The sequence below is a fragment of the Moritella sp. JT01 genome (assembly GCF_001574435.1).
In the GTDB taxonomy this organism is placed as follows: Bacteria; Pseudomonadota; Gammaproteobacteria; order Enterobacterales; family Moritellaceae; genus Moritella.
This window is the reverse complement of record NZ_LOCN01000032.1, coordinates 349-20,474: the sequence shown is the minus strand read 5'-3', so window position 1 is coordinate 20,474 and position 20,126 is coordinate 349. Positions and strand designations below refer to the sequence as shown.

The window sequence follows — 20,126 nt, the reverse complement described above, 5'->3', positions numbered from 1 at the left end:
GTAGAACTTACTTTAGTGTCTGATAGCCAGCCCAAATTCGAGACATTGTTGTTATCCAACATAGTGTCGCAAAAGTGTATGCAATGTTAGCAAAATAAAACGGGAACAGGCACAACAATATGAAGCAAAGAACGGTTTCTGTTCCTTCCGTTAACCCTCCCATGTAATACAGCGATTTGTGTTTATAAACCGGGTTCTCAATTTTTTGTTTGCTGGCCATGATCGCAAAGGCTAAAAAACTTGAACCCGTGCCAATAAAAGCGAATATTAAAAATGCACCCGCGACAGCGTTGGCGCTTGGTTCGGCAACAACAAAGCCAAACGGGACGAGTGAATAAAACAAAAAGTCCAAGGTGATATCTAAGAAACCACCACTGTCAGTAATACCTTGTATCCGAGCAACGGCCCCATCTACAGCATCCAATATTCGATTTAAAAGTATGAACACCAAGGCAATATTGTATTCTTGCAACGCTAATGCAGGAAAACTCATTAACCCAAGCATAAAACCAAATAGGGTTACCTGATCGGCCTTTATTCCTGTCTTATGCACGAGTTTGGCTGTTGTGTTAATTGGCCAACGGATAATTTTAATAGCGTAACGATCAAGCATTTTGGTTTTCCTTATTCCATGGCCAGTGTAGGCATTTACTTCCGTTAGGGACATCGTCAGCGTCGTGCGTGACCATTAATACAGGTAACTGTCTACTGATCGTTTGGGCAAACACCCAGTTTCTAAATTCACTGCGTAATGATTTATCTAGCTTACTGAATGGTTCATCAAGTAATACAACGGCAGGCTCAGCAAGTAACATGCGCATCATACTAATACGTGCGCGTTGGCCACCTGATATTTGCATGGGTGTTTTGTCGGCCAGCGTTAATAAGTTTAGCTGCGTTAGCGTTTCAAGGGCTTTTAGTTTTCGCTGTGCCTTTTTCACTTTATTTGGTAATGCGATAGCGAGATTTTCCCAAATGTTCAGATGCGGAAATAACAAGTCATCTTGGAATAGCATGCCGATGTTCCGTTTTTCTGCGGGCAAGTTATTTAATAATTGTTGCTGATAATAGCACTCACCCTGATAGCTAAAGTCAGCGGATGTATGCCCTGCAATAACACTTAATAAGCTGGACTTCCCACAGCCACTAGGGCCCATTAATGTGAGAACCTCTCCTTGCGCAACAGTAAAAGATACCGGTGCAAATAAGGGCTGATTATGATTATCAAGGATGGTTAGATTGTTGACTGACAGAGACATTCGATGTCGATATCCTACTGGTTGATGTGGATTTTTGCTGTTCTAGCGAACCTGTTTTACGGCTAGCAATAATGGCGATGATATAAAATATAAAGGGAGCAAGGGACTGTAATAGCGCATAAATGGCACTGATACGACGATCTTGTCCGCTAGATAGCGCTACTGCTTCTGTGGTTAAAGTTGATATGCGTCCAGCGCCTAGCATCAAGGTTGGTAAATATTGTGCAAGGCTAACGCTGATACCTACAGCCCAAGCTATCCAAATCGCAGGTAATAATAACGGTCGCTTAATCTTCCACCAGACCTTGAAAGGGGACATGCCCAAACTTAATGCTACTTTATCTAAGCGTTGATCATAACTGCGCCAAGGGCCATCAAGTGCAAGAAAAATATAAGGGAAAACAAAGAAGATGTGCGCCCAAGTGACCCATAAATAATAATACTGATTCGCGATGTATAAGGTGGCTACTTGGATGCCAAACAGCAGCGATAACTGTGGTGCCAGCATCGGAATAGCGATGAGTAATCGTGGTACTTTTAAAAATTGTTTGTTTGCCTCTGCTTTAACGCTGTGTTCGTGCACGATAATCGCAAAAACTAAGGCTATCGTAGCACTAACTAACGCGATCATGATGCTATTGGCGATGACATCTAACAAATAATCCCACTCTTGTTGCCAAAATCGCAGTGACCAACGTGATGGCGTTATATCAGGGAACCGCCAGCGTTGTGCAAACGACCACAGCAGTAAAATAGGTAAGGTTACAAGGGTGATTAAATACGTGATAGTGATAATACTTTTACCACCAATAGGCAGAGAAAATCGACCATTTGACAGCCAAGTTCTGCATTTTAGGGTGACGAACCATTCTGCACTACGGATGCTAAGCAGGGTGGCTAAACATATAAGCAGTAATACTAAGGCGCCAGCAGAGGCTTTTGGCAGTGTCGCAAGATCGGCATCATTTAACCATTGCCACACCAGTACGGATAATGTGGGCGGTTGAGTCGGGCCGATAATTAGCGCCACATCAACGACCGAAATACTATAGGCCATCACTGCAAATAGCGAGAACCGGATTTTGGGTAACCATTGCGGCAAGATGATCTTTTGCCATGCTTGTGCATTGTTATAACCTAAGCTTTTCGCTGTGGTAAGGGTCGTATTAATATTCAATTGTTTAAGTAACGGAATACTCATAAACAACAAAAAGGGGATCTCTTTGAGCGTTAGTGCTGCAATGAGGCCAAAACCATATTGGTCATGAATCAATTGCCAGTTAATTTGTTCGCCAAACAGACGCGCGATAAACCCGCTCGGTGTAAATAGGAATGCAAAACCAACGGCAAAAGCGACGTGTGGCAGTGCCATGATAGGGGCTAGCAGGGTTTCTATTTGTTTCCACCATCGGCTATGCCAACAGGATTGTAAAATAGCAACGCAAAAAAAAGCGGCTAATAACGTGCTCGAAATACTCACGAATAAAGTTAGCACGATGGATTGATGTAACCCCGGCCAAGCGAGTAATGCATTAAAACCATCAAGTGAAAATGTATATTGATCTATCGCGGGGATATAGCCAAACGCGGCGAAAATTAATCCAATAAGTCCCGGTAACAAAGGTGAAAAAATGATAACTATAGTCAGTAACACCATAATTTTAAAAGTGATAGATGTTACCGACTGTTTTTTTTCATATTTTAATAAAGCGTTCAATTAATGTCCGTAGCGTTTTTGCCATTCAGCTTCAAGCGCAGCTTGCCAACTTGGGTGTGGTTCTGGAATTGATTTAAACAGTTTAGTTTTTTGCGCTGAGCCTGTGATGTATTGTGGTGATAATACAGTCGGATCACCCCAAATGGCTAAATCACCTTTACGAGATTGCGCTTCTGGGCTTAACAAGAAGTTAATCGCAACTAATGCGCCTTCTTTTGCATTGGCATTCCAAGGGATGGATAGAAAATGAATATTAGATAATGCCCCTGCTTCCATCGCATAAGCAACCGTGGTTTCACTGAGCTTGCCGCTTTGTTGTGATGTTGTTGCTTCGTTAGGGTTAAATGAAAGGGCAATATCAAGTTCACCATCATCTAACAGTTGAATCGTTTCGGCAGCACTGGCTGGAAATTGTTTACCTTGATGCCAGGCTACAGCATGTAACTTGTCGAGATAATCCCATAACGGTGCTGATATTGTCGTAAACGTCTTATTATCTACTGATTTGTATAAGGGCGTATTATCACTCGCTAATTCTAATAATGCGGCTTTTAAGAAGCTGGTGCCGTGAAACGAGGGTGGTTTGGGATAACTCACTTTATTTGGATGTTTAATCGCGTAAACAAGCAGTTCATTAAAGCTTATAGGTGGGCTCTTCAGGGTTTCAGTATCGTAAATAAACACTAGTTGACCTACGCCCCAAGGTGCTTCTAAGCCTAACGTTGGTTCAGAAAAATCACTATCAACAGGTAAGGTTTTATCAACATAGTGCCAGTTGGGTAATTGCGTTGCGAATGAATCGGTAATGAGGTCGTAGCGTTTCATTGATTTGAAGTTTTCACCGTTAACCCAAACCATATCAACACTGCCATTGCTGTTCTTTTTCGCTGTTTTCTCTGCGGCTAAACGGGTGATGGCTTCTGCTATATCGCCGACTTTAACGTGCTTTAGGCGTACGCCGTACTCACTGTTTAAGCGCTTATCCGCCCAACGTAAATAGTTATTGATTTCTGGACTGCCGCCCCATGCGTAAAAATAGACTGTTTGTCCTTTGGCCTTTTTTTCTACTGCTTGCCAATTAAGGTCTGCTGCTTGGCTCAAAACACTGACTAACAATAAGCCAACACCGGCGAATAATTTACGCATGAGTTTACGCATGAAATTTCCTTTTCTTCGTTGAGCTAACATCACAATCTGTAATGTTTAAAAGATTAATTATAACGCATTGTAATCATATTCATATACACATCTTAGCCGTCGATAGCCAAATCACGTTAAGATGTTAGAACTGTGAATTATGCTGTACAGTTAACGCTTCATTTTTTGGTAATGGCGTAGAAGTGAATAACAATGACTAAATTTAAACCAGCGTTAGGGCTGAGCAATAATCACCTGCAATCAATTTTATCGAGTTCTGGCCCTAGAACATTTTTGGAAAAGCGTCGCGCTAAGCAATTACTTCGTCTATCCGAACGACATATCATCACTACGCCACAAGGGGTGAAGTTAGAAGGTTTTCTAACTTCACATACTGCTTCATCACCCAAAGGGCTCGCGATTATTCTCCATGGCTGGGAAGGCTGTGCTGACTCGTTGTATGTTCTATCAAGCGGCCAAAAGCTACTCGATGCGGGTTATGATGTATTTCGCCTTAACTTCCGAGATCATGGTGATACACATCATTTAAATCCTGAGTTATTTAATTCAGCCCGCTTAGAAGAAGTTGCCGAAGCGGTTAAATATCTGTGTGCTGAATTTGGTGGTAAGCATAATGTGTTATGCGGTTATTCGCTCGGCGGTAACTTTTGTTTACGTGTTGCTAATATCGCTAAATCAGAAGATATTCAATTACATCAAGCAATTGCTATTTGTCCTGTGTTACACCCACAGACCACGATGGCGGAGTTAAGTACTGGTTTTCCAATATATGAACAATATTTTGTTGCCAAGTGGAAACGTTCGCTCACCAAAAAATTGCGTCATCATCCGCAGTTAGGATATGGTCGCGCACTGAAAAAATTAAAAACACTTGATGAAATGAACCTGTTCTTTGTGGACGGTTACACGCATTTTTCTAGTCGAAATGATTATTTTGAGGATTACTCGGTTATTGATGATGGCTTAAGTCAATTAGCAATACCAACTACGATCATTACCTCTGAAGACGACCCGATGATCCCTGCTGGTCATCTCAGTCATTTACATCAATCGAAATGGTTGAGTATTGATTTACAAGCGAAAGGCGGACATTGTGCGTTTATTAAAAATTGGAAGTTTGAAAGTTGGGCAAGTGAACGTATTGCCGAGTTAGCGAAGTAATTCGGCTTGCAGTAATTATTTTTTGCACTCGTGTAAATGGATCTTGAGTAACCAGCTTAACGTGAACAGTGCTTATTAATGCTCGTCATGAAGTTGATTAACGAAGGCACATTGTTTGCGACTAGCGGTAAGCCGGTATTGACTAAAGACACTGAAATGTCACGCTCTGGGTCGGCCCATAACAATTTGTTAATTAAACCGATATGCCCAAATGCTTGGGCACTATGCAGCCCCCATAATCCGACAGGGTTTGCCCCCAGCATGAGTCCTGCACTGTAACGCATTGGCACCATCAGGGTTCGATCAAATTCTAATGAACCGTATTCACGTATGAGACGCCTTACTGTCATCGGTTTGCAAATCTGTTTTCCTCCCCAAACACCATTATTTAACAGCATTTGATAGAAACGCCCCATTTCTTCAGCTGTCCCCATCAAGTTGGCTGATGGTATAACAGCTTGTTGAAACATCGGTGTATTACTTACTTCAGCAACGCAGTCAAATGAACCACCCAACGCACGTTTAATAAAATACGAGATCGGGTACATTGCTTTTATGCCAGTGGCATAGTTGTCGGCTAAATCTAACGCTTTTGATTTGCTTAGTCCATAACTAAAGTATTTCATATTCATCGGCTTACGAACTCTTAAGTCAAGAAATTCTTGTATGCTCATACCCGTTACTTTGTTAATGATACGCTCTAAAATATAACCACCACTCAGCGCATGGTAGGCGAGTTTATCAACCTGTGTTTCGGGTAGTTTTTTCGCACAAAGCTGTAGCCAAACTTCGTCATTATCTGAAAGTGAATTAATACCAAGTGAACTTGGCAAGGCCGACATGCCACTGCGATGTGATAATACTTGATGGATAGTGATATCTTGCTTACCGTGCAGACCAAATTCAGGTAAGTGAAAGCTAACGGTATCATGTAAATCGATAAGTCTATCTTCGTTTAATAAATGAATTAAAAAAGCGGTAACCGCTTTCGAACCTGAAAAATAACAAATGGGTGTTTCAGGTTGCATGAGTCGTGCGTTTTTGTCTGCTTTTCCATTTGGTTTATGGCCATTTGCATAACCAATGGAACGGCTTAAAATTATTTTTCCCTGGCGGCGAAAACACAGTGAAATAGCCGGGTGTGTCGCCGTCTTATAAATTTCTTCAACCGATTGCCAAATAGAGTCTACGCCATCTTGTGTCATACCGACTGTTGTTGGTTCGACTTCTTCCTCTCGATTAACCGTCGTCACTGTCGCTAGAGATTTTGGTAGATGGATCGTATTACCGAGACGCAGGTATCTATTTATATGTACTAAACTCTTCAATCCAAAATCAATAATCATATTCTTAGCTCAAGTATTGGTGAATAGATAATGACGATAGAGTTATATTTTAGAATAAACAATTAGATCCCCAATATTTAAACCTTAGCAGTAAAGTGTTAATAAGCACACGTACAGTTTAAATCTACTGTTAATCGAAAATAAAGTAGTCAGTTATATCGGTAAATACAATTTTAATAACTGTGAACTTAATACTTGTTTCGAGTTATAAAGTTCAATACACTCAATGAGGTAGTTTTAATGTTATGTTGAAGAGATAACAGGTTAAGTTATTGATGATATACAAAAATAATGTAGTTTAGTGGGGTTGGTATGGAACAAAAAACAAAAACTTTTCTTAATGAATATTTAGCGACGCTGACGGAGATAGAACGTCAGCGATATACTTCATTTAGTGCAGATTATTTTTGTAATGATGAAACGAATGCCAACCGTTGCGCAGACTTAATCAGTAAGGGTATTAAAACAGCAAGTTGTAGTATGAAACACTGGTATGAAGCCGGGGTTGAACCTATGCCAAAAGCTGGACACTTATTGGTGGTTACGGATTGGGATGGTGAACCTACCTCGATTGTTGAGATTACCGCGGTGAGTGAATGTAAATATTCGGATGTGACCGCTGAGTTTGCCTGTTCTGAAGGTGAAGGTGATCGTACCCTCGATTGGTGGCGTGCTGCGCATTGGGATTTCTTTTCTAATGAGTGTGTTGCTGCTGATATTGAAGTAAATGAAGATATGATGCTGGTATTAGAGCATTTTCAAGTGGTGCATGGTACAGCCGCTTGAACGCTTAATTAATTTAGATTTGTTATCCATTGATGCGGACTATACTTAGTCTCAATGGCTGGTTTAGAAGGGGGAGTCCGTGTTACTCAAAGTATGTCTACTCACTATGGCCATGATCTGGCCGACATCAAGTATCGCCAGTGATTTCTTTTCACTTTCAGCCTTGAAAATGGCAGATGAAAAACCGCTTGCGTCATTACATTATATCAAATCAACAGATAACATTTTTTTAGCTTATCGACCTTACATTCCGACTAACGCTAACGCGGTATTAATATTTTTTCATGGTGGTGGCGCGCACAGTGGACTCTCTTATAATCATCTTGGTATTGGCCTACGAGATAACTTTAATATTGCGGTATATATGCCCGATATTAGGGGGCATGGTAGTTCTGAAGGCGCGCGTGGTGATGCGCCAAACAAAGAACAAGTTTGGGCTGATATTAATACGATTATTCAGCAAGCGCGACATCGATATCCTCAATTGCCAATATATGTTGGTGGGCACTCAAGCGGCGCTGGTTTAGCATTAAATTATTCTAACTGGTCGCAGCGTGAAAATATCGATGGTTATGTTTTCTTAGCGCCTTATTTTGGTTATAAATCAGAAACTAATCTTGATGATGAAAATAATCGTGTGGCATTCTCTGACGTAAATACCCTGAAGTTTATCCTTAACTCAGTGTCCTTTGGGCTGTTGGCGGGGCATGATAAAGCAGTCATGTTTAATTTTCCTGAACAAGTGTTAAAGAATAACCCTGAGATTGTCACGTTTAACACTGTTAACATGTCGAATGCACTAACGCCGAGTGAACCCGCTAAACAGATCGCTAATCTCACTCGTTTTGGCTTATGGATTGGTGAAAACGATGAAGCATTTGATGCTCAAAAAGTAACGAGATTTGCTGATACAAACTCGACTCAAGTTAATAATGAAATAAAGCTACTAAAAGATGACACTCACTTTTCTATCATTTTATCTGGCGCTGAATATATCGGTCGTTATATTCAAGAGAGCATATCTGAATAATCAGTAATACCCCTATTCATGTCAGTCAACCTTCCATGTTGTACGAAACAAATCAACACGCGTATTTTATAAATTATGTATCATGCTTATTGAACATAAATAACGACTTGTAGTCATATGTTCATTGCGCATCATTCATCTCTATTGTACATGGAACATATTATGAAAAAACGCTGGGTCTTCATGGCTTTATTCACAGCATCGGTGATGGGAGCCGTGTATTACAATACGACTCAATCATTGAATAAAAATGACGAGTTGCCTTCTATTACGGCTTCATTAGGAACGATTGAAAAACAAGCTGTTGCAGTCGGTCAAATTGTTCCTGCACATTCAATCTCTATTAAATCTCAAATAGACGGTATTGTTGGTGAGATTTACCATCAAGTGGGGGATTATGTCACGGTGGGTACGCCACTGATTAAAGTCCGTCCCAATCCTACTCCTACAGCATTAACGTTGGCCAATACCGAGTTAATGCGAAGCGAAGCAATGTTAGAGTCGGCACTACAAAAATTAGATAATTTAAAACAACTGGTGTCGAAAAATATTATTCCGAAGAATTATGGAGAGTACATTCAAGCTCGATCTGATGTGAAGTCGAGCCAGGCAGATGTTCAGCAGAAGAAACAAAACTTCGATCTTATTCGTAGCGGTGAATCGTCAATTGGTGATTCAAAGCTGACGTCTACCATTATAGCGCCAATTGATGGGACGATTTTGAACTTGAAGGTTGAGATAGGTGAACCTATTACGTCAACAGAATCAAGTCAAGCAGCAACAGAAATGATGTCAGTTGCGGATATGAAAGACATGATTTTCAAGGGTAGTGTTAGTGAACATGACGCTGCACAGTTGAAAGTAGGTACTCCCGTTAATGTTATATTAGCACCTTACCCTGGAGTGGTCATGAAAGGGACGTTAAGTAAAGTTGCAGTGCAGTCTGAGATGCTGAATTCAACGACTACGGATAGTAACAAAAGCTTTGACAATGGCTTTCAAGTTGAAGTCGGTAATATTCAATTTCCGCAAGATATAACGATTCGTTCGGGCTTTTCTGCGACAGCGAAAATTATTCTTAAACATGTTTCTGACGTTGTTACTATTCCTGAGCGGGTTTTAAATTTTAATGGTGAAATACCAGAAGTATGGATCCCTGACGAATCAGAATCTGGATATTCAACACGTGAAGTTAAACTAGGTTTGTCTGATGGCATTATAGTAGAGGTGCTTTCTGGCTTAGAAAATGGAGAAGCCATTATCGATATTAGTATGATGATGGGAGAGCCAAATGAATAAAAAAAGGGCTGTTCGATTTCTTTGTTTTAATTCATTTTTCGGACTTATTATGGCTAGTTTTAGCCCATCTAGTTTTGCGCTCACAATTGAGGATGCATGGAATGCTGCAAAGTATTACGATCCCATTTATCAGCAATCTCAATTGGACGAGCAAATCGGCGAAACAGAAGTAAGATCGAGTCGAAGTGCATTACTACCGAGCGCCGACATAACGGCAAGCAGTCAATGGAATGATGGTAGCAGTAATACGAATAGTTACAGTCTGGGATTTACTCAAACGATTTGGGATAGCAGCAAGTGGGCGGCCTTGGACCAATCTCAGGCTCAGTTCCTTACTTCTAAATTAAAGTTTAAACAGAGCCACAATGAGCTGGCAGAACGCCTTATTAATGCTTATTTAGCGCTTGCTCAGTCTCAAGGTGATTTACGTTTAGCGCAGCAAAAATTCGATGAAGGAACTAAGATGCTGCACATTACAGATCTGCGTTATAAAGCGGGTAAAATTCATTCAACAGAGCTTGAAGATATGCGAGCGAATCATGTTGATGAACGTGCTGATATCTTAGCAAGCCAATCTAAAGTTGCGGATAAAAAGGCGGTCTTAATCGCTTTAATTAATATTCCTCCGCATGTTGTTTATGAAATTGATACGACTAATTTGACCCCACCTAAGTTGATTGTAAACAGCGAAACGGCTTGGTTAAAGCTTGCCAATGATAACAGCCCAGAACTGCTTGTGGCAAAACAGAATGTACGTGTGGCTGAGTTTGGAAAGGACCAGGCGAAAGCGGGCTATTACCCTACGGTGGTAGGTTCTGTAGGCTACGGAGGTAGTTATAATACCGATGGTAATGTGAACGCTGGCTTGACGCTGACAGTCCCTTTGGATTTGAACGGCTCTACCAGTGCTAATGTTGACCGGGCTAAGTTACGGGTACTGCGTGCCAAAGAAGAGGTGCGAGCGGTCCAAATACGTATTAAGAGTACTATTTCAAATCGATATACTCAGTTATCAGTTGATTGGGAACGTGTTGAGATTGCTCAACACCAAGTAGAGTCTCGGCAGCGATTATTAAAAAGTAAGCAAATTATTTATGACGCGGGCATGGCTGAAGCATCGGATGTTATTGATGCACATAACCGTCTTTTTAGTAGTAAGAATGCGCTTCAATCTTTATTTTATCAATACTGGCAACACCGTATTTCTTTGCTTAAGTCGGTAGGAAAGCTGGATGACAATACTATCAGTATGATCTCGCGGGCTTTGCAATCATGACCGGGTTATTGTCTCAAACGATTCAAACTTTACTTGCTCATCGTCTACGCAGCTTTTTAGCCGTTATTGCTATTGTATGGGGGGTTATCTCAGTATTAGTATTGGTGGCGTTAGGCGAAGGTTTTTATCAAACGAATACTAAGTCTTTTGCGCTATTAATGAGTGATACTCAAATGGTATTTCCGAGTCAGACGGCCAAGGCTTGGCAAGGATTACCTGTCAGAAGAAATGTGTCACCTTCTGAAAGTGACATGCGTGAAATATCTAGGCAATCAGCAGTTCGTAATATTTCTGTTGTTTATGAGAAATGGGATGCAAGGGTTACTGACAGCCAAGGACGATCTTTACCTGGTTATGTGAGGGGGATTGATAATCAGTTTTTCGAGATAAAAAACCAGAAATTAGTAAATAAATCACGAGAAATCAATCGCAGCGATTTAAATAATCACAGCCGTGTTGCTGTGGTTGGTTGGCGGTTGGCTGATATTGGCAATCTAAGCGTTGGTGGGACATTGAAGGTTAATGGCATTCCTTTTATTGTTATTGGTGTGACAGAAAAAAATGAAAGCGGTATCTCATTCAATAGTGCAGAAAGCCAAGCTATGATCCCAAGTTCAACGTTTAATGATTTATGGAAAAGCAAGCCTGGGATGCTATTAGTGTCACCTGCTGACACTGTGTCTGGCGTGATGCTACGGAAGAGTTTGTTATCATTTTTTGCTAAGCAGCAACATTTTGATCCAAGCGATAAAGACTCAATGTATATGCCCGATTTAGGAAGAGAAGCTATTTTCTTTAAGACCCTATTACGTGGTATTCAGTTATTTCTTGGGGCAAGTGGCGCAATGACTTTAGCGGTCGGTGCACTTGGTGTGGCTAATATTATGTTTTTGTCTGTTACTGAGCGTACGCGCGAAATAGGCGTTCGTTTAGCGATTGGAGCGACACCAAATAATATCCTCGGACAATTTTTAGCTGAAGGCGTGATCTTAGTGGCTTGTGGTACGGCGATCGGCATTATCTCTTCTTATGCCATTGTTGCGTTATTGAATTATATTGGTATGCCAGAGTGGCTTGGTTTTCCAATGATAACGCTTGAGACTGTTTGGATGTCGTTAGGTGTAATTACCGTACTTGCTCTTTTAGCTTCTTATTTTCCAGCTAGACGTGCTTCAAACCTTGTTCCTGTTATTGCTTTAAATGCGAGGGCTTGAGAATGTTACTTCCAATAAGACAAATTTTTCAGGAGATGGCAGCTGAAAAGTTGCGTCTTAGTTTAACCATTTTAGCGGTTGCGTGGGCCACACTATGTATTGCTATTATGTTGGCTTCTGGTGAAGGTTTACGGCAAGGACTTATTCGAAGTTCTGAAAGTGGCAATGGCAAACTTATTTATCTGACAGGTGGCTACGCGACTAAAAATGTGGGTAATTTCTATATAGGTAAACAGCTTAAATTAAAGAGTGAAGATCTTAATGTGATTAAAGTGCTGCCGAGTGTTAAAAATGTCCAACCCAGTGCAAAATGGAATGAACGTGTGACGTTTGAGAATCGTCGAACATGGCAAATGCCGCTTGGTGTTTATCCTGGATACCAAACGATGACTGGTTTGAAAATTAGAGCCGGAGGTCGTTGGTTTAATCCTATGGACATGAAGGAACAGCGTAAGGTCATAGTCATGGGAGAAAGCGCCGCGATATCTCTATTTAATAAATCTGATAGGTTTGACTGGATTAACACGCCGACTTTAAATGTTGACCCCGTGGGGAAAAAAGTCAAGGTAGGCAGTGAAGAGTTTATCGTTATCGGACTGATAAAAAGTAGCAGTGCAAATGTAGAACAAGGAATTCCATTGAACGAGTCGATCTTTGTGCCGTTCTCTACTTGGCAGCGTTTTCATCAAAACAGCGCTATTTCTGCGCTCAATATTGAACCTGTTAAACAAGTAGACCGAAAGCAAGTTGCGGCCACAGTGAAACAAGTAATTGCGAGAAAGTATGGTGCAAGTGTCGAGGATAAGCAGTTGGTTCAGGTCCAAGATATGCTGTTGAGGCAAAAAACGATGCGTCGTTTCTTAATTGGTTTACAAAGTTTTTTAGGTATTATCGGGTTTGTTACCTTAGGTGTTGCGGGCATTGGGATCGCTAATGTGATGTACGCAACGGTTAAGCGTGCTACTCGTGACATTGGCTTAAGAATGGCCGTAGGAGCAAGCCCTGCAACGATCAGACTTCATTATTTGACTCAGTCTCTTTTTACTATGGCAATTGGAGGGGTACTCGGATTAGGACTGACTTTTGGTTTGATAAATTCGATTCAGGCATTACCTATTTCGGGAAATCGTTTGTATGAAGAACTCGGAAAACCTACACCTGAACTCTCTTTTTCTATCATCGGCTTGGTTATTCTTGCCCTCAGTCTAGTCGGAGTCGCAGCGGCTTGGTTTCCTGCAAATAGGGCCGCCAGCATTACACCTTTAGAGGCGTTACAAAGTGAATGATAATAGTGATAACAATATGATACCTACAGCTGAAACACTCGTTATTCTAAATGGGATCAGTAAGCATTATAAAAGTGGTGATGAAGAAATACGTGCCTTGGACCGTGTTTCTTTGTCGATAAATAAAGGTGAGTTTCTTTCTATATTAGGCCCCTCGGGTTCTGGTAAATCAACATTAATGAATATGCTCGGCTGTTTAGATAAACCAACCTTGGGTGAGTACTATTTGAATAGCCAAGATGTGTCCGCATTAAGCGGTAATCAGTTAGCAAAAATTCGCAATCTGAATATTGGATTTGTTTTTCAAAGTTTCAATTTATTGGAATATGCGAGTGCATTGGAAAATGTCGCTCTACCTTTGGTGTATCGAGGCGTAAAAGCAGCTGAAAGAAGGAAAAAAGCGGCTGCATTACTTGAACGAGTTGGTTTGGGGGATCGTATGCACCATAAGCCTAATCAACTCTCTGGTGGGCAAAAGCAGCGGGTTGCGATTGCTCGGGCATTGGTTAATGATCCGCAAATTATCCTGGCGGATGAACCGACAGGAGCATTAGATTCTAAATCAGGTGCCGAAATCGAAGCCTTGTTTAATGAATTACACAGAGAAGGTCGAACCTTAATTATCGTCACTCATGATAACGCTTTGGCTCAGCGTACCAAACGTATTATCAATATCAAAGATGGACAAATTGTTTCAGATGAACGTGTGGCTTAGTTCTTGACTTCACCAGGGCACAATGCTGAATTAATTATTCAGCATTGTGCCTACTATTTTTACTTGGACTAAGTAAGAATAGTACTCACGGTAGTTGCATGCTTGAACAATGGCTGCAATCTGTTTTGTCATCATTAAGTAATCAAAGTTTTTGGGCGTTTATTATGTGAAATGATGAGTAATAGTAACGTGACGACACCAACAGCAACACCAATCGGTTTACTGTATTCAATCGGCATATTGAAACCAATTCTTGCAGTCATAATATAAGATGCGGTAACACTGGTACCAATAACGGCAGGCAAACTAGCAATCCAATGGAAAGTTCCGCGTTCAAATAAGAATTTAGTTGCTAGCCATAATACACAGGTAGAAAGCAGCATATTTGAAAATGCGAAATAACGCCAGATTAATGAAAAGTCTAACTTAGTCATGAAATAAGCGATAATCAAAATTGGCACTGCCAGTAACAAACGATTGCGTAAGTTTTGCGGGATATTAAACGCATCAACTAACGTTAAACGTAATGAACGGAAGGCTGTATCACCTGACGTAATAGGGAATACGGCAACTGCAATGATAGCCATAATACCACCGAGTGCACCAAGATAACTGTTTGCTATATGGTTAACCACGAGACCTGGACCTCCTTGATCAAGCAATGCTTTAAGTTCAGAGTAACCTTCAGGAAACGCGGCAATACCTGCTAATGCCCATACACAACCGACAATCCCTTCACACATCATCGCGCCATAATAAACGGGACGAACATATTTTTCATTGGTTAAGCAGCGGGCAATAATAGGTGCTTGGGTAGAATGGAAACCGCTGATCGCGCCACAGGTGATGGTCATGAATAATAATGGCCACACTGGCAGACCATCGGCATTGGGTTCTAAGAAATCATGGTTGTAATGATCGGCGTTGAAATACCCCAAAAAATCACCAGCGACAGGTAAATGAGGGGCATTGAAAAGTAATGAAATCGCAATAAGTGAAGTCATTACAATCATTAATAAACCAAAAATAGGATAAAACTTAGTAATTATCTTATCAATAGGTAACAGGGTTGCGAGTAAGTAATAGCTCAAGATCACTAATACCCAAAACGTATTGCCAGCGAGGAAAGTGCCTTCGAAATAAGTGAGGTTACTTAATAGACCTGCAGGACTCATGATAAAGACCACGCCAACAAAAAATAGTAGCATAGCAGTGAATACTAACATCACCGCTTTAAAGAAGACGTTATAATAGTGTCCTGCAATTTCAGGTAGGCTTTTACCATCTTCTTTAATACTGAGTACGCCTGAAAAATAATCGTGTACTGCACCACCTAAAATATTACCTAGGACGATCCAAACAAGGGCTATTGGACCATAAAGCGCACCAAGGATCGGACCAAAAATAGGGCCAACACCAGCAATGTTTAAAAATTGAATAAGGAAGGCTTTAACAGGATGAATTGCAACGTAGTCGATGCCTTCTTCAAACCTGACTTGTGGTGTCTGCGCAGTAGGGTCAATACCAACTTGTTTTTCAACAAAGGGGCTATAAAATTTATACCCTAATATTAATAGTGTTATGCAGATAAAAAAGATAATCATAGCTGTTTATTACTCCGTCCTGGCTGTATGGATTTAATTGGGAGTGTAGGACTCTATATGTAAAGGTTGCACATGAAAGGTGTTAACCTGCCAATTTTCAACTATTTGTAGGTAACTTCAAGCAAATGGAGTTTATTTTGTGACGTGATGATATTTGGTGGGAGAATTAAGTCATTAGGGGGAGGCATACTTGGTAATAGCGTAAACTATTACCAAGTTATGTTGCGGTTTAGCTTGTCGATGAGTCTTTTAGTTTTAATGCAATCATGGCAGACATGGTGATAAATAAGGCGGATATCCACAAACACATTTCTAAGCCATAAAGTTGAAATACCCAGCCCGATAACACAGTACCAATCAGTCGTCCCATTGCGTTAGCCATGTAGTAAAAGCCAACATCCATGGATACGCCATCACTGCTGGCTAAACTCACAATTAAGTAACTGTGTAATGATGAGTTGATGGCAAACAAGCCACCAAAGATTAATAAGCCAACGATAATCGAGAATTGCACATAGAATTGATAATGCAGTGCAATGGCAATCAATACTGGAATAATGGCTAAATAACCTGCCCATCGTGCTGCAGCTCTTGGTGATGGTGATTTACCGGTGAAGCGCGGAGCGATTGACTGCACCATGCCATAACCGATAACCCAACTTGCCATAAAGCCGCCAACCCACCAATGATCCCAGTTAAAGCTTGTTGCTAAAAATACTGGGAGTGCAACTACAAACCAAACGTCACGGGCACCGAATAAAAATAACCGTGCTGCAGAGAGTAGGTTTATCGAACGACTCTTAGAAAATATTTCCGTAAATTTAGGCTTATTTTTGGCTTTACCTAGTTCGGTTTTTAAACTGATTAAACTCCACATCCAGACCACAGATAGCATTGCTGCCATAAGCTGAATTGCACCTTGGAAACCAAGCGTAGTTAATAGGACACCACCTAAGAAAAAACCAACCCCTTTTAACGCATTTTTAGAGCCGGTAAGAACCGCAACCCATTGGTACAGCTTGTTATTACTACCGCTATCGTTATTACCCTTTGGAACCAGCAACTTAATAGCACTTTTGGCGCTCATCTTATTCAAGTCTTTAGCTATACCGGATAAGGCTTGTGCGATCATCACATAAACAACCGTCAGCATGTCAGCGGGTACGGTTAACATCATTAAAGCGACAATTTGCAGCCCTAAACCAATGTTCATGGTTTTATTTAATCCCAGCCGAGCACCTAGCCAACCACCAATTAAATTAGTGATGACGCCAAACACTTCATAAAACAAAAATAACATGGCGATATTAAAAGGGCTGTAGCCAAGCTGGTGGAAATACAGCACAACCAACATGCGCAATGCGCCATCGGTTAAGGTAAAAGCCCAATAATTACCGGTAATAATGAGATATTGTTTTATTTGTGGTGAAATACCCGCCAACGCTTTTATCATTTGTCTAAGCGACCTACCATACGAGCCAATTCTGCGGCACGATTTGCATAACCCCATTCATTGTCATACCAAGCATAAATTTTCACTTGCGTACCATTAACAACCATCGTTGATAAGGCATCAATGATGCTTGAGCGCGGATCGGTTTTATAATCAACCGATACTAATGGGCGTTCTTCATAACCAAGGATGTCTTTAAGTTCGTTTTCTGCCGCTTGCTTAAAGTAACTGTTCACTTCTTCTGCCGTTGTTTCACGTTCTACTTCAAAAACACAATCGGTGAGTGATGCGTTTGCTAACGGCACTCGGATAGCATGACCGTTTAACTTACCAGTTAATTCTGGGAAAATATTGGTAATTGCCGTTGCAGATCCCGTCGTTGTCGGTATCAATGATGTACCACAAGCACGGGCACGACGTAAATCAGCATGCGGTGCATCTAGAATAGTTTGTGTATTGGTGATGTTGTGGATCGTGGTCATTGAACCATGTTTAATACCCAATTTTTCTTTTAACACTTTAACCACAGGCGCGAGGCAGTTAGTGGTACAAGATGCTGCGGTAACAATAGGGTGGAGGTCTTTGTTGTAAAGGTCATCATTCACCCCCATCACCACGTTTAATACGCCTTCTTCTTTTACTGGCGCAGTGACCACTACGCGCTTAACACCTTGGTCTAAATAACCTTGTAATAGCGCGGATGTTTTCATTTTGCCTGACGCTTCCAGTACCACGTCACACTGTGACCAGTCGGTATCGGTAATGGCGGTATTACGCGTACAAGGAATAAAGCGGTCTGCGATGATCATTTTATCGCCAAGATGTTCAGCTTGATGTTCCCAACGGCCATGAATAGAGTCAAAATTAAGTAAGTGCGCCAGTGTTTCTGCACTACCAGCAGGATCATTAATTTGCACAATTTCAACATCATCCCAATTAAAGGCTGCACGCATTGCCAGGCGACCCATACGGCCAAATCCATTTATACCGATTTTAATAGTCATTTTATTCTCCAAAATACAGATTATTTCAATGTATGTTTCTATTTCATTACTACGTAGATTACTCTTTTTATTGACGTAAGTTTAGTCACTAAGGTTTTGAATAGTTAAAAGAACCTTGGCTACGATTAATAATGGCGACGAGCGATAGCATAATAGGCACTTCAACGAGTACACCCACCACAGTGGCAAGTGCTGCGCCAGAATGCAGACCAAATAACGAGATAGCAACGGCGACAGCGAGCTCAAAGAAATTGGAGGTACCAATTAAGCAAGCCGGACCTGCGATGTTATGCGGTAGTTTAAGGCGTTTTGCGGCAAAAAAAGTAATCGCAAAGATCATGTATGTCTGCAATGCCAGCGGAATAGCGATGAGAACAATGGTCTTAGGATCGTTCAGTAAGGTGTTAGCCTGAAAACCAAACAGTAAAGCAACGGTGGCGAGTAGGCCTAAGATAGACCAAGGTTTTAGCTTTGCTAGCGCATGCTGAATTGCTTCTTTGTCTGTTGACTTATTTAATGTTTTACGTGTCAGGATACCTGCAATTAATGGCAGGACAACATAGAGTAAAACAGATAACAGCAAGGTTTCCCAAGGTACATTGATATCACTGACTTCCAGTAAAAATGCAGCGATAGGGGCAAATGCAAAGACCATAATAATATCGTTCACGGACACTTGCACTAAGGTATAATTTGCATCACCTTTGGTGAGTTGTGACCAAACAAATACCATTGCAGTACAAGGCGCGACACCGAGTAAGATCATCCCCGCAATATATTCTTGTGCAGAGCTTGGGTCGACCATGTCAGCGAAAAACACTTTAAAAAATAACCAGGCAAAAGCAGCCATAGTAAAGGGTTTAATGATCCAATTAATGAATACGGTGAGGAATAATCCTTTTGGATTTTTGCCGACATCTTTAATGGCAGAAAAATCGATTTGTACCATCATTGGATAAATCATTATCCAGATAAAGACGGCGACAACTAAGTTAACATGTGCAATTTCTAAATCTGCAATTAACTGAAAAACGTCTGGTTGCCAAGCGCCTAAAATCACACCTGTGGTGATAGCAAGTGCTACCCATACTGATAAATACCGTTCAAATATACCCATGTTCGTTCCTACTCGCAGTGTTGTTGTGTTCTTTCAGGGCGTTTACCCATATCGTTTAGTCGTTGTATATCAGTACTGATTAAGCTGCTATTTTGTTGTGTGCTAAGATCTATAATGGCTTTTTGCCATTCCGGTAATTCTGGGTTAATGGCATAGAACACCCATTGTTTATACTTTCTATCAACTAATAAACCAGACTTACGGAGTTGCGCTAAATTACGGGAAATACTTGGCTGGCTTGCGGTCACTGCCGAGATTAGTTCACATACGCAAAGCTCTTTTTCAATATCAATTAACATTAATATTCTTAGGCGAGTTTCGTCAGAAAGAATTTTAAAAAGTTGTGTCGGTTCCATATTGCCTCACTCATATATGATTTTTGTTATGTTCTGAGTATATATATAACTTGTTATATGTGTCAATTGTTATATTCATTGTTTGTTATATATGTTTTTTGTGATATTTGTTGGTTTATCACCTTTGACGAAAAACACTGTCCTTTAGGGCTGTGATGTAAGTCATTATTGCGTAGCAATAAGCACTCTGTGTTGTTATTAATATTGACATATTTGCACATAGAGTCTACGTTTAGAACTTGATACTGTATATGGATACAGTTATCTAAGGTGCTGAAAATTGAAACTTATTGCGTATAAATACAGGTTCTACCCAAACAATGAGCAGGTAACAATACTTGCTCA

General features: G+C 40.8%; 19 protein-coding genes. 9 read left to right on the top strand and 10 right to left on the bottom strand.

What is annotated here, in order from left to right:
- Positions 1-7: 7 nt before the first annotated feature.
- Genes AKG98_RS19825 through AKG98_RS19810 form a run of 4 tightly spaced genes read right to left on the bottom strand, consistent with a single transcriptional unit; the run spans position 8 to position 4,122 of the window.
- Entirely contained in the window at positions 8-613 is a 606-nt protein-coding gene (locus tag AKG98_RS19825) for a CDP-alcohol phosphatidyltransferase family protein (RefSeq protein ID WP_067050184.1), read from the bottom strand.
- Positions 606-1,259, bottom strand: coding sequence for an ATP-binding cassette domain-containing protein (locus tag AKG98_RS19820; protein WP_067050181.1), 654 nt, complete (start codon positions 1,257-1,259; stop codon positions 606-608). The genes AKG98_RS19825 and AKG98_RS19820 overlap by 8 nt, the downstream gene beginning before the upstream one ends.
- Positions 1,225-2,976, bottom strand: coding sequence for an ABC transporter permease (locus AKG98_RS19815; RefSeq protein ID WP_067050179.1), 1,752 nt, complete (start codon positions 2,974-2,976; stop codon positions 1,225-1,227). The genes AKG98_RS19820 and AKG98_RS19815 overlap by 35 nt, the downstream gene beginning before the upstream one ends.
- Entirely contained in the window at positions 2,977-4,122 is a 1,146-nt protein-coding gene (locus AKG98_RS19810) for an ABC transporter substrate-binding protein (RefSeq protein ID WP_067050377.1), read from the bottom strand.
- 204 nt (positions 4,123-4,326) lie between these two features.
- Between AKG98_RS19810 and AKG98_RS19805 the strand changes: the two genes are divergently transcribed.
- Positions 4,327-5,295, top strand: coding sequence for a YheT family hydrolase (locus AKG98_RS19805; RefSeq protein ID WP_067050176.1), 969 nt, complete (start codon positions 4,327-4,329; stop codon positions 5,293-5,295).
- 56 nt (positions 5,296-5,351) lie between these two features.
- On the opposite strand, the gene AKG98_RS19800 is transcribed toward AKG98_RS19805, so the two are convergent.
- On the bottom strand, positions 5,352-6,641 hold the full coding sequence (locus AKG98_RS19800; RefSeq protein WP_067050173.1) for a serine hydrolase: 1,290 nt from the start codon (positions 6,639-6,641) through the stop codon (positions 5,352-5,354).
- Between the two features lie 312 nt (positions 6,642-6,953).
- On the opposite strand from AKG98_RS19800, the gene AKG98_RS19795 reads away from it, so the two are divergent.
- The 7 genes from AKG98_RS19795 (at position 6,954) to AKG98_RS19765 (ending at position 14,247) form a co-directional block, all read left to right on the top strand.
- Positions 6,954-7,427 (top strand): ASCH domain-containing protein, encoded by a 474-nt coding sequence (locus AKG98_RS19795; protein WP_067050171.1) that lies wholly within the window; start codon positions 6,954-6,956, stop codon positions 7,425-7,427.
- A gap of 79 nt (positions 7,428-7,506) precedes the next feature.
- Complete coding sequence (locus tag AKG98_RS19790; RefSeq protein WP_228140373.1) at positions 7,507-8,457, top strand: alpha/beta hydrolase; 951 nt, start codon at positions 7,507-7,509, stop codon at positions 8,455-8,457.
- A 162-nt stretch (positions 8,458-8,619) separates the two neighbouring features.
- Positions 8,620-9,756, top strand: coding sequence for an efflux RND transporter periplasmic adaptor subunit (locus tag AKG98_RS19785; protein WP_157534176.1), 1,137 nt, complete (start codon positions 8,620-8,622; stop codon positions 9,754-9,756).
- 49 nt (positions 9,757-9,805) lie between these two features.
- On the top strand, positions 9,806-11,032 hold the full coding sequence (locus tag AKG98_RS19780) for a TolC family protein (protein WP_228140372.1): 1,227 nt from the start codon (positions 9,806-9,808) through the stop codon (positions 11,030-11,032).
- Positions 11,029-12,246 (top strand): ABC transporter permease, encoded by a 1,218-nt coding sequence (locus AKG98_RS19775; protein ID WP_067050161.1) that lies wholly within the window; start codon positions 11,029-11,031, stop codon positions 12,244-12,246. Before AKG98_RS19780 ends, AKG98_RS19775 begins: the two co-directional genes overlap by 4 nt.
- A 2-nt stretch (positions 12,247-12,248) precedes the next feature.
- Positions 12,249-13,532, top strand: a complete 1,284-nt coding sequence (locus AKG98_RS19770; RefSeq protein WP_067050159.1) for an ABC transporter permease — start codon at positions 12,249-12,251, stop codon at positions 13,530-13,532.
- A gap of 16 nt (positions 13,533-13,548) precedes the next feature.
- Positions 13,549-14,247 (top strand): ABC transporter ATP-binding protein, encoded by a 699-nt coding sequence (locus AKG98_RS19765; protein WP_067050371.1) that lies wholly within the window; start codon positions 13,549-13,551, stop codon positions 14,245-14,247.
- Between the two features lie 134 nt (positions 14,248-14,381).
- Here the strand turns inward: AKG98_RS19765 and AKG98_RS19760 are convergent, their stop codons facing one another.
- The 5 genes from AKG98_RS19760 to AKG98_RS19740 all read right to left on the bottom strand — a co-directional run bounded on the left by AKG98_RS19760 (position 14,382) and on the right by AKG98_RS19740 (position 19,781).
- Positions 14,382-15,851 carry a carbon starvation protein A gene (locus AKG98_RS19760; RefSeq protein ID WP_067050156.1) on the bottom strand — a complete coding sequence of 490 codons (1,470 nt, stop codon included), beginning with the start codon at positions 15,849-15,851 and terminating at the stop codon, positions 14,382-14,384.
- Positions 15,852-16,080: 229 nt separating this feature from the next.
- Positions 16,081-17,304, bottom strand: a complete 1,224-nt coding sequence (gene arsJ, locus AKG98_RS19755) for an organoarsenical effux MFS transporter ArsJ (protein ID WP_067050153.1) — start codon at positions 17,302-17,304, stop codon at positions 16,081-16,083.
- Positions 17,301-18,308, bottom strand: coding sequence for an ArsJ-associated glyceraldehyde-3-phosphate dehydrogenase (locus AKG98_RS19750; RefSeq protein ID WP_067050150.1), 1,008 nt, complete (start codon positions 18,306-18,308; stop codon positions 17,301-17,303). The genes arsJ and AKG98_RS19750 overlap by 4 nt, the downstream gene beginning before the upstream one ends.
- Before the next feature lie 88 nt (positions 18,309-18,396).
- Entirely contained in the window at positions 18,397-19,425 is a 1,029-nt protein-coding gene (arsB, locus tag AKG98_RS19745; protein ID WP_067050147.1) for an ACR3 family arsenite efflux transporter, read from the bottom strand.
- A gap of 8 nt (positions 19,426-19,433) precedes the next feature.
- Positions 19,434-19,781, bottom strand: coding sequence for a metalloregulator ArsR/SmtB family transcription factor (locus AKG98_RS19740; RefSeq protein WP_067050144.1), 348 nt, complete (start codon positions 19,779-19,781; stop codon positions 19,434-19,436).
- Between the two features lie 280 nt (positions 19,782-20,061).
- On the opposite strand from AKG98_RS19740, the gene AKG98_RS23055 reads away from it, so the two are divergent.
- On the top strand, positions 20,062-20,126 hold a 65-nt coding region (locus tag AKG98_RS23055), incomplete at its 3' end, for a helix-turn-helix domain-containing protein (RefSeq protein ID WP_157534181.1).